Raw genomic sequence first — 9477 nt, 5'->3', positions numbered from 1 at the left:
CCGACCTGGCCATCGACACCCTCCAGGCCTCCCCCGCCCGCATCTACGACTACTTCCTCGGCGGCAAGGACAACTACGCCGTCGACCGCGCGGCCGCCGAGGAGATCATGAAGACGGTGCCCGACGCTCCCGCCGCGGCCCGCGCCAACCGCGACTTCCTGACCCGCGCCGTCCGCCACCTGGCGGCGCAGGCCGGCATCCGGCAGTTCATCGACGTCGGGACCGGCCTGCCCACGCAGGGCAACGTCCACGAGATCGCCCGCGACGCCGCTCCGGACGCCCGCGTGGTCTACGTGGACCACGATCCCGTGGTGCTGGCGCACGGCCGCGCCCTGCTGGAGGGCAGCCCCAGCGTCGCGGTCGTCGAGGGCGACCTGCGCCGCCCCGAGGAGCTGCTGGCCGACCCCCGGCTGAACGAGCTGATCGACTTCGGCGAGCCCGTCGGCCTGCTGCTGGTGGCCGTCCTGCACTTCGTGCACGACGATGACGACCCCGCCGGGCTCGTCGGGCGCCTCGCCCGCCGGCTGCCCTCCGGCAGCCACGTGGTGATCTCCCACGGCTACGACGGCGGCATGGACCCCGGCGACACCGAGCACTCCCAGGCCGTGTACCGCAGGTCGAAACTGCCGATCTACTCGCGCGGCCCCGAGGAGGTGGCCCGCTGCTTCGCCGGGCTGGAGATCCTCGACCCCGGCGTCGTGTGGGTCCCGCAGTGGGGCCGCCCGCGCCCCGCGGGGCCGGCGCCGGACCCGCGGTGGTGCCACTTCATCGGTGCCGTCGCCCGCAAGCCCTGACCGGTTCCCCCTCACCCCGCCCCGCGGGCGATCACGGTCGGCAGCTCGGCGAACCCGCGCACGTACGGCGAGTTGACCCACCGGGCCCGGGCCTCGTCGATGTCGTAGTCGCCGGTGCGGGCCGCCAGCTCCTCCAGAGCGACCCGGGCCTGCAGCCGGGCCAGGTGCGCCCCGATGCAGTAGTGCCGCCCCGACCCGAAACTGATCTTGGCGTTGGTGTCGCGGTCCAGGTCGAAGCGGTCGGGATCGGCGAAGGCGCGCGGGTCGCGGTTCGCGGCGCCGATCACCAGCAGCATGCGGGCCCCGGCCGGGACGGTCACGCCGTGCAGCGTGAACTCCGCGGTCACCGTCCGCCCGTCGGCCTGCGCCGGGGCCTCCAGCCGCAGCGTCTCCTCGATCCAGTCGCCGATCCGCCCGAACGCCCCGGACGGCCGGTCCAGATGCCGCCAGGCGCAGTGCCAGGCGTTCGAGATCAGGTGGGTGGCCGTCTCGTTCCCGGCCGCGATCAGGATGAACAGCACCCCCATGATCTCGGCTTCGGTCAGGTGGTCGTCGCCGTCGGCGGCGTCCAGCAGCGCCGACGCCAGGTCGTCGCGGCGCCGCGCCCGGCGCTCGGCGAGCAGACCGTGGAAGTAGCCCACCAGGGCCGAGAGCGCCCCGCGGCCCGCCTCGGTCACGTCCCGGACGCCCTGCTGGTGGTGGACGATCGCGTCGGCCAGCCGCCGCAGCTCGCCGCGGTCGGACTCCGGGACGCCGACCAGCTCGGAGATGACGTCCATCGGCAGCAGCGCCGCGTAGTCGGCCACGAGGTCCAGTTCCGCGCCGCCCGGGCCCGCGCCGTCCAGCGCCCGGTCCAGGTGGCCGCGCGCGATGCCGCGGACCCGTCGCTCGAGCGCGGCGACGCGGCGCGGGGTGAACGCCTTCGCCACGAGCCCGCGCATCCGGGTGTGCTCGGGCGGGTCCATCGCGAGGAACGACGCGTGCGTCCGCGCCTCCGGCCCCCACACCGACGGCTCCAGCAGGATCCCGTTCGCGCTGGAGAAGCGCCGGAAGTCCCGGAATGCCGCGGTCACGTCCGCGTGCCGCGACAGGACGAAGAAATCCTCCTCGTCATTTCTGTAGACCGGCGCGTCCTCCCTCAACTGCGCGTAGACCGGATACGGGTCCTGTTGAATTCCGAAGTCGTACAGGCTGTACCGCACACCCATCGCAGCCTCCTACCGCCATCGAAAGCCGCACGCCGGTCAGCATTCGCTTACGGCGTCCTCCCCCCAACCCCAGCACATCGCGAAGGGCGCCATGTGACCGATTACGGCCATCCGGCGGTGGACCGTGCCACAATTCCCGCGCTCGAATGGCCGCGTCACGGCCGAAGGCGGCGGGACGCGGGCCGGGGCGGGCGGGGGCGCGGCGAGCGGTCAGCCGGCGGGCTTGTCGCGGAGGCGCCCGACCGGGTGGGGCCCGTCGGTCTCCAGGCGGTACTCGTCGCCGAACTTGGCGCGGTGCTCGTCGATGACGCGCTCCTGCGGCGGCCGCTCGGCGTTGATCTTGTCCTGGTACTCCTCGAAGCGGCGGTGCGCCTCCTGGACGTAGCCGGTGCCGAGGGTCGTGTAGTCGATCTGCGTGGCGAGCAGTTCGCGCACGTACTGCTTGTTCGGCTCGAAGGTGACCGGCTCGGGAAGCATGGGGGCGAGGATGCTCTCGGGGTCGCGGCCGTCGTGGCGGCGCATCAGGTCGCAGGCGATCCGCAGGTGCTCCAGCTCCATGTTCAGGTGCAGCTCCCAGATGTCCTTGATGCGCGGGTCGGACTCGGTCCGCATGAACGAGTAGTACAGGTAGCACTCGTTGTACTCGTGGTTGACGAGCCGCTCCCACCAGGTCTCCCCGGGGTCGACCAGCGACTCGTAGTGGGTGACGTGCTCCTCCTCGATGAGGCCGATGTCCTGGTAGAGCTGCCGCGCGATGGGCTCCATGTACATGGGGCCGACGTTCATGTAGAAGTTCATCGTCTGCTGCTCGGCCGCCATGATCGTCAGCGCGTGCAGCTTGGAGACCGGCGCCGCCGCCTCGCGGTCGTAGGGCTCGCGGACGTTGTCGAACGGGTGGCGGTGCTGCAGGTGGCCGGGCCGTCCCGGCATCACCTCGGTGAGCTGGTCGACGATCTTCTCGGCCCGGCGGTGCTCGATCATCTCGTACAGGTTGGCGTACCGGTACAGGTGGTCGAAGTCCTCCAGCAGCCCGAACTCGTAGGCCTGCTTCAGGTAGGGGTCGGGCTCCTGGCGGGCGACCCAGCCGGTCAGGTCGACCGCGACCTGCTCGTAGCTGATGGTGGTCTCCAGCACCGACGCCTGGCCGGGCAGCAGCCAGTTGACCACCTTCTGCTGCTGCTGCTCGATGTTGCGGACCTGCGCCAGCTGCCGCTTGACCTCCAGGTCGGGGCAGATGCGGTTGAAATGGTGGCTGAACATGATCGCCTCCACCTCGATGCCGTTCATCGCGATGATGCGGCACTTGGTGTAGGGATCGGCCGTGTCGGGGTCGACGGGCGCCACGTCCAGCTGCGCCCAGTTGCGGAGCTGGTCGTCCAGCGGGATGCCGCGGTGTTCGAGCGGGTTGAAGGCCACCGGCCTCCTCCCTTCCTGCTGCGGGGCGGTTCGGGCTGACGCCCGGGGCGCGTACCCGAAGCGATCCGTCCCGCACCTCCCGGCACCGTCCGATTCCAAGATTGGTCCGGCGTTGACCGAAGCCCGGCGGGAAGAAGCCAGAGCCACCGGTATGGGGCCTCCCGCCCTGGGTACGGCCCGCCGCATCGCCCACCCACCGCGCCGTTCGGCGCTCCGCGCCAGGCCGCGGCCGAGCGAGAAAGCGAGAGAGGCCATGCGGACCACACCCGCCGGCACCGGGACCACCGGGGACGTCGTCGACCTGCTGCGCGCGCAGCACGGCCGGATCAGGGACCTGTTCGACGAGGTCATGAACTCCGAGGGCGCCGAGCGCAAGGACGCCTTCCGGCAGCTGGTCAAGCTGCTGGCGGTCCATGAGACCGCCGAGGAGGAGATCGTCCACCCCGTGGCCCGGCGCCTGCCCGGCGGCGACGGCATCGTGGACGACCGGCTGGCCGAGGAGCGCGAGGCCAAGGAGCTGCTCGCCGAGCTGGACGGCATGGACCCCGGCGATCCGCGCTTCCTCAAGTCGCTCGACAAGCTTCGCGTGGACGTGCTGACCCACGCCCGCGCCGAGGAGCGCTACGAGTTCGACCGGCTCAAGGACGAGCTGAGCCCCGCCCAGCTCAGGGGCTTCGCCGCCGCCGTCCGCGCGGCGGAGGCCACCGCGCCCACGCGCCCGCACCCGGGAGTGGAGTCCGCGACCAGGAACATGCTCGCCGGGCCGCTCGCCGCGGTGACCGACCGCGTCCGCGACATGATCCGCGCCGCCCGCGACAAGAGCTGACCCGGCCGTTCAGCGCGGCGGCCGGAGGTCCGTGCAGCCGTGCCGCTCGACGGCGCGCCCGGCGAAGGTGCGCAGTGCGGCCCGCAGGAACGACTTCGTCGGGGCGGCGTACTCGGTCGCGTCGACCAGGAACAGCGCCCGCGCGGTGTGCCCCGGGCAGCGTGCCGTGGCCCAGGCGCTGTGGGTGTCGAGGCCGGAATCGGCCTTCAGGCCGTAGCGGCCGCCATGCCCGCCGTCGTACCGGGTGGTCCGCAGCCTCTGCGCGTACGGGCCGTAGTTCGCCTGGAAGTGGTACGCCGCCGCGGAGAAGGCCACGGTCTTGCCGAGCACGCACTCCTCGACCGGCGCGCTCCCCCCGCCGTCCGTCCACTTGATCCAGTTGACCTCGCCCCGGTCCACGGCGGTGGCGACCGGGATGCCCGCGCAGGTGCCGCCGGCGTTCTCGGGGGCCGTCTCCCCGGTCGGCCTCGGCACGGGCGGCACCGGGCCGCCGGGTCTGGCGTCGCAGCCGTAGTGGCGGGCGGCCCGCACCGCGGTGGCGGTGACGAGCCGGGCGACTCGATGCGCCTTCGCGGGATCCGCGAGCGTCTCCTTTGAGGCCGCGGACACCAGGACGGACGCGGGCCGGTTGGCACAGGGCAGCACCACGGCGGTGTTGCGCAGATCGGTGTAGCCCTCCCAGCCGCCGCCCAGCGCCACCGGCAGTTCGCCGGAGCCGCGGTGCAGCCGGGTGAAGAACGCTCCGGGAGCGCCGGTGTTGTCCAGCGTGTCGGCGACGTCGCCGATGGTGAGGCTGAGGTCGGCGACCGTGCACCGCTCCCACCGCAGGGCGTCGTCCGCGATGTGCTCGTCGCGTCCGAGACCGCTCGCCTCGTGGCCGGTGAGGACGGCGGACTCGGCCTCGGGGACGAGCCCCTGGCAGAAGCCGGCGAGCGCGTCCCGGTAGCGCCAGTCCCTGCCGGTGTCGCTGAGCCGGTACCAGGCGAACACGGCGACGGCGATCGCCACCAGCGGCACCACTCCGAACAGTCCCGCTCGCCGCAACCCCGGCATCCCGCTCCGCGCCCCACTTCCGGTCGGCCGCAACACCCTCCGGCGCACGACACAAAGCCCTCTTCCTATCGGCGCCGCCACCCGCCGTCAACAGTCCGCTGAGCGCGGCGACCCCGCTGAGTACCCCACCGGACGGACCTGAGTAGCCGCACGGATCGATCAAGCGTCCGGGGGGCTGTTCACTGAAGTCGTGACCACAGAGAACACCGCTGCCGTCTCCCGGAAGCGCTCGGGCTGGCGCGTGGCCGCGGCGATCGCGCTCGCCCTGCTGCTCCCCGCCACCGCGCTCGCCTGGATCTGCGTGCTCGCGACCCCCGAGTACGGCCGGTGCCTCACCTACGGGGAGCAGTGCGATCCGGCCTCCGGCATCCTCATGCCCATCGCGTGGTGGTCCTTCTGGGCCAGCGCCGCCGCCGGCGTCACCGCCCTGATCCTCCGCTCCTCCTGGACGGCGACCCGGCGAATCCACCCGATCCTGGTCACGGGGCAGGTCGTGCTCGCGATCGTGACCCCGGCAGCCGTGATCGCCAGTGGATGAAGCCCGGACCGGCCGTGTCGTGTGACGCAGGTCACGGGAACCTGAACGTTCCGGTGAACAGTCCCCGCATGTGGAGATGAGTTTGCGTACCCGGGTTCACGCCGGGGATCCGGATGCGTTCAGAGAACTGTTCGACGAACAGGTGCGCTCGGTCTACAACCACGCCTTCCGCCTGACGGGGAACTGGGCGACGGCGGAGGACGTGGTGTCCCTGACCTTCCTGGAGTCATGGCGCCTTCGCGAGAGGGTCGACGTCGAGGCGGAGGGGTCGCTGCGTCCCTGGCTGCTGGGCATCGCCACCAACGTCGCCCGCAACGTGCGCCGCGCGGCCAGGCGGCACGACGGCGCGCTGGCGCGGCTTCCGAGGAGCGACACGGTCCCGGACTTCACCGACGAGGCCGCGGGCCGCATCGACGATCGCGAGCGGCTCGCCTTGATGCGCGCGGCGCTGGCGACGCTGCGCGAGCCCGAGCGCGAGGTGCTGGCGCTGTGCGTCTGGTCGGGGCTCGGCTACGCCGAGGCCGCCGAAGCGCTCGGCGTGCCGGTCGGCACGGTGCGCTCCCGGCTGTCGCGCGCCCGCAGGAAGCTCGACGGCCTCACCACCGGAGGCGCCCGGCCGCCCGCAGAAGACCGGGAACCGCCTTCCGGCCACGGACAGCAAGAGGGTGACCGCGAGATCGCGGTCCGGTCCGCTCAGGAGAAGACCCGATGAATTCCACACCGATCCAGCCGAACCCGGACGAGCGTGAGGAGCTGGCCCGGCTGCTGCCGGTGCCGGCGGAGCGGGATCTGCCGGGCGACCGCCGCCAACGACTCCAGGAGTTCGTGATGAGCGAGATCCAGCAGGACCTTCGATCGGCCGAGCAGGCTCCGCGCCGCCCCTCCAGGCGGCGCCCCCTCCTCCTCGCCGCGGCGGGCACCGCGATCGCCGCGGCGGCCGCCGCGGTGGCGATCGGCGCCGTCGGCGCCGGAGGGGCCCGGAAGCCGGACGAGGGCCCGGGGGCGTCGGCCCCGTCCGGCCGGCAGGTCCTGCTCGTGGCCGCCACCACCGCGGCGAAGACGCCGGCGGGAGGCGGCGCGTACTGGTACGTCCGGACGGTGTCCACCGCTCGCGAGGGCGGCGCCCGCACCTCGCTGGAGAGCTGGACCGGGCGCGACGGCCGGGTCTGGTGGAAGGGAGAGAAGACGGGCGGCAAGGTGGTCCCGCTGACCCGTCCCGCCCCGTTCCGGCTCGGCGGCCCCGGCGTCACCCTCGCCCAGCTCCAGAGCCTTCCGAGCTCTCCCGGCGCACTGAAGGCGCGGATCGCCGCCGGCGTGGAGCGCGGCGGCATCGAGACCAGTGCCGGCCGCCCCGACGCCGCCGCGCGGGAGCGCTCCGTCTTCGACGGGCTCCTCTCCCTCGTCTCCCAGCTCCCGGCCCCGCCGAAGGTCCGCGCCGCCGCCTTCCGCGCGATCGCCGCCTATCCGAACGTCCAGGACCTCGGTGCGGTCAAGGGCGGGCAGGGCCTGTCGATCTCCTTCGGCGGAGGAGGGGACGCGCACCTGGTCGTCGATCCGAAGACGTCCCGCATCACCGACACCGACTTCTTCGTCTCGGCGGACGGCGCGCGGGTCACCGTCCCCGGCGGCGCCGCGATCACGGCCGAGTGGACGGACCGGGCGCCCAGGTAGCGCCCCCCGCACGCGGAGACCGTCTGGACCTGCATGATCGGGGGATCATGCAGGTCCCACGGGACGGGGGGCTACTCCCCGGCGGTCTCCGCGGCCTCGGCGGCGGCGCGGGACTCGATGATCTCCTGCTCGGCCCGGGTGTGGCCCTCGATGATGATCCGGACGACCTCCTCGGGGTCGTCGGTGAGGTGGATCAGGTCGATGTCCTGCGGCGAGATCTTGCCGGAGGTCAGCATCGACTCCTTGACCCAGTCGAGCAGGCCGCCCCAGAACCTCGTGCCGACCAGCACGATCGGGAACCGGGTGATCTTCTTGGTCTGGACGAGGGTGATCGCCTCGAACAGCTCGTCCAGCGTCCCGAAGCCGCCCGGCAGGACGACGAAGGCCTGCGAGTACTTCACGAACATCGTCTTGCGGACGAAGAAGTACCGGAACTCCAGGCCGATGTCGAGGTGGTCGTTCAGCTTCTGCTCGAACGGCAGCTCGATGCCGAGGCCGACCGACAGGCCCCCGTTCTCGTCGCAGCCCTTGTTGGCCGCCTCCATGATCCCCGGCCCGCCGCCGGTGATCACGGCGTAGCCGGCCTCGTGCAGGCGGGCGCCGATGTCGACCGCGAGCTCGTACTCGGGCGAGTCCGGCTTGGTGCGGGCGCTGCCGAAGACGCTGACGGCCTTCGGCAGCTCGGCGAGGAGGCCGAAGCCCTCGACGAACTCCGCCTGGATCCGCAGCACCCGCCACGGGTCGGCGTGCACCCAGTCGACCGGGCCGCGGCCGTCCAGGAGCCGCTGGTCGGTCGTGGTCGGGGGGACGGCCTTCCCCCGCAGCATGGCCGGCCCCTGCCGGCGCGAGCGGGAATTCACTTCCGATGTCATGAGGCCACGGTAATGGGACCCTCCAGCCACGTGCGCATTCGTTGCTCGCACTCGGCGATGAGAGGGATCTCGACGTACTCGTCCCGCGTGTGCGCGAGGGTCGGCTCGCCGGGGCCGTAGTTGACGGCCGGGACGCCGAGCTCGGCGAAGCGGGCGACGTCCGTCCAGCCGAGCTTCGCGCGGACCTCCGCGCCGCTCGCCGCGGCGAACGCGGCGGCGGCCGGGTGGTGCAGGCCCGGGCGGGCGGCCGACGCGCCGTCGGTGACCGTCACCTGGAAGCCGGCGAAGGTTTCCCGCAGGTACGCCTCCGCGTCGGCGAGGGACTTGTCAGGCGCGAACCGATAATTCACGGTGACGACGCATTCGTCCGGGATGACGTTCCCGGCGACGCCTCCCGAGATGAACACCGCGTTCAGGCCCTCGTGGTACTCCAGCCCGTCCACGACCGGGCGGGACGGCTCGTAGGCGCGCAGGACGTCCAGGATCGCCCCCGCCGAGTGGATCGCGTTCGACCCCATCCAGGCGCGCGCGCTGTGCGCCCGCTCCCCCGTCGCGGTGACCTCGACGCGCATCGTGCCCTGGCAGCCGCCCTCGATCAGCCCGCCGGTCGGCTCCATCAGCACCGCGAAGTCGCCCGCGAGCAGCTCCGGCCGTGCCTGCGCGAGGTGCCGCAGCCCGTTGCGCGCGGCCTCGACCTCCTCGCAGTCGTAGAAGACGTAGGTGACGTCGCGGCTGGGCCGGGCGACGGTCGCGGCGAGCCGCAGCGCGACCGCGACGCCGCTCTTCATGTCGGTGGTGCCGCAGCCGTAGAGCCGGTCGCCCTCCACGCGGGACGGGAGGTTGCCGTTCAGCGGGACGGTGTCGAGGTGCCCGGCCAGCACGACCCGTTCGGCCCGTCCGAGATCGGTGCGCGCGACGACGTTGTTGCCGACGCGCTCCACCGCCAGGTGCGGCAGCGCGCGCAGCGCCTCCTCGACGGCCCCGGCCAGGGGTTCCTCCCCGCCGCTCACCGACTCGATGTCGACGACCGCCGCCGTCAGGTCCGCGACGTCCGAGTACAGATCAAGCCCCATGGTCGAAGGTTATCTATCATCGCGTC

The 9477-nt window shown here is 72.5% G+C and carries 10 protein-coding genes; 5 read left to right on the top strand and 5 right to left on the bottom strand.

What is annotated here, in order from left to right:
* Positions 1-794: SAM-dependent methyltransferase (locus AB0C69_RS01850; RefSeq protein WP_360348473.1), on the top strand; the 794-nt coding region annotated here is incomplete at its 5' end.
* Between the two features lie 11 nt (positions 795-805).
* Here the strand turns inward: AB0C69_RS01850 and AB0C69_RS01845 are convergent.
* The gene (locus AB0C69_RS01845) at positions 806-2002 is read right to left on the bottom strand and encodes a cytochrome P450 (protein ID WP_360348470.1); all 1197 of its coding nucleotides are present in this window, start codon (positions 2000-2002) and stop codon (positions 806-808) included.
* A gap of 210 nt (positions 2003-2212) precedes the next feature.
* Positions 2213-3418, bottom strand: a complete 1206-nt coding sequence (locus tag AB0C69_RS01840) for a hypothetical protein (protein WP_360348467.1) — start codon at positions 3416-3418, stop codon at positions 2213-2215.
* A 253-nt stretch (positions 3419-3671) separates the two neighbouring features.
* Here AB0C69_RS01840 and AB0C69_RS01835 point away from each other — a divergent pair, with 253 nt between their 5' ends.
* A complete protein-coding gene (locus AB0C69_RS01835; RefSeq protein ID WP_360348464.1) occupies positions 3672-4244 on the top strand; it encodes a hemerythrin domain-containing protein in 573 nt (190 codons plus the stop codon).
* 9 nt (positions 4245-4253) lie between these two features.
* Here AB0C69_RS01835 and AB0C69_RS01830 read toward each other — a convergent pair whose 3' ends face one another.
* Positions 4254-5288 (bottom strand): hypothetical protein, encoded by a 1035-nt coding sequence (locus AB0C69_RS01830; protein ID WP_360348461.1) that lies wholly within the window; start codon positions 5286-5288, stop codon positions 4254-4256.
* Between the two features lie 199 nt (positions 5289-5487).
* On the opposite strand from AB0C69_RS01830, the gene AB0C69_RS01825 reads away from it, so the two are divergent.
* The 3 genes from AB0C69_RS01825 (at position 5488) to AB0C69_RS01815 (ending at position 7506) form a co-directional block, all read left to right on the top strand.
* Complete coding sequence (locus AB0C69_RS01825; RefSeq protein ID WP_353832396.1) at positions 5488-5835, top strand: hypothetical protein; 348 nt, start codon at positions 5488-5490, stop codon at positions 5833-5835.
* 76 nt (positions 5836-5911) lie between these two features.
* Positions 5912-6547: an RNA polymerase sigma factor gene (locus AB0C69_RS01820; protein ID WP_360348458.1), complete on the top strand. Its 636-nt coding sequence runs from the start codon at positions 5912-5914 to the stop codon at positions 6545-6547.
* Positions 6544-7506, top strand: a complete 963-nt coding sequence (locus AB0C69_RS01815) for a CU044_5270 family protein (protein ID WP_360348455.1) — start codon at positions 6544-6546, stop codon at positions 7504-7506. Before AB0C69_RS01820 ends, AB0C69_RS01815 begins: the two co-directional genes overlap by 4 nt.
* Positions 7507-7577: 71 nt before the next feature.
* Here AB0C69_RS01815 and AB0C69_RS01810 read toward each other — a convergent pair whose 3' ends face one another.
* Both AB0C69_RS01810 and dapE read right to left on the bottom strand, forming a co-directional pair.
* Complete coding sequence (locus tag AB0C69_RS01810) at positions 7578-8378, bottom strand: TIGR00730 family Rossman fold protein (RefSeq protein WP_353832398.1); 801 nt, start codon at positions 8376-8378, stop codon at positions 7578-7580.
* Positions 8375-9451 (bottom strand): succinyl-diaminopimelate desuccinylase, encoded by a 1077-nt coding sequence (gene dapE, locus AB0C69_RS01805; protein WP_345179979.1) that lies wholly within the window; start codon positions 9449-9451, stop codon positions 8375-8377. The genes AB0C69_RS01810 and dapE overlap by 4 nt, the downstream gene beginning before the upstream one ends.
* Positions 9452-9477 lie beyond the last annotated feature (26 nt).

The sequence above is a fragment of the Actinomadura sp. NPDC048032 genome (genome assembly GCF_040653175.1).
GTDB lineage: Bacteria > Actinomycetota > Actinomycetes > Streptosporangiales > Streptosporangiaceae > Spirillospora > Spirillospora verrucosospora.
This window is presented reverse-complemented; position numbering and strand designations above follow the sequence as displayed.

Coding starts and splice junctions, on each gene's coding strand:
- AB0C69_RS01815 (WP_360348455.1), top strand. CDS start 6,544: ATGAATTCCACACCGATCCAGCCGAACCCGGACGAGCGTGAGGAGCTG.
- AB0C69_RS01810 (WP_353832398.1), bottom strand. CDS start 8,378: ATGACATCGGAAGTGAATTCCCGCTCGCGCCGGCAGGGGCCGGCCATG.
- AB0C69_RS01820 (WP_360348458.1), top strand. CDS start 5,912: ATGAGTTTGCGTACCCGGGTTCACGCCGGGGATCCGGATGCGTTCAGA.
- AB0C69_RS01835 (WP_360348464.1), top strand. CDS start 3,672: ATGCGGACCACACCCGCCGGCACCGGGACCACCGGGGACGTCGTCGAC.
- AB0C69_RS01845 (WP_360348470.1), bottom strand. CDS start 2,002: ATGGGTGTGCGGTACAGCCTGTACGACTTCGGAATTCAACAGGACCCG.
- dapE (WP_345179979.1), bottom strand. CDS start 9,451: ATGGGGCTTGATCTGTACTCGGACGTCGCGGACCTGACGGCGGCGGTC.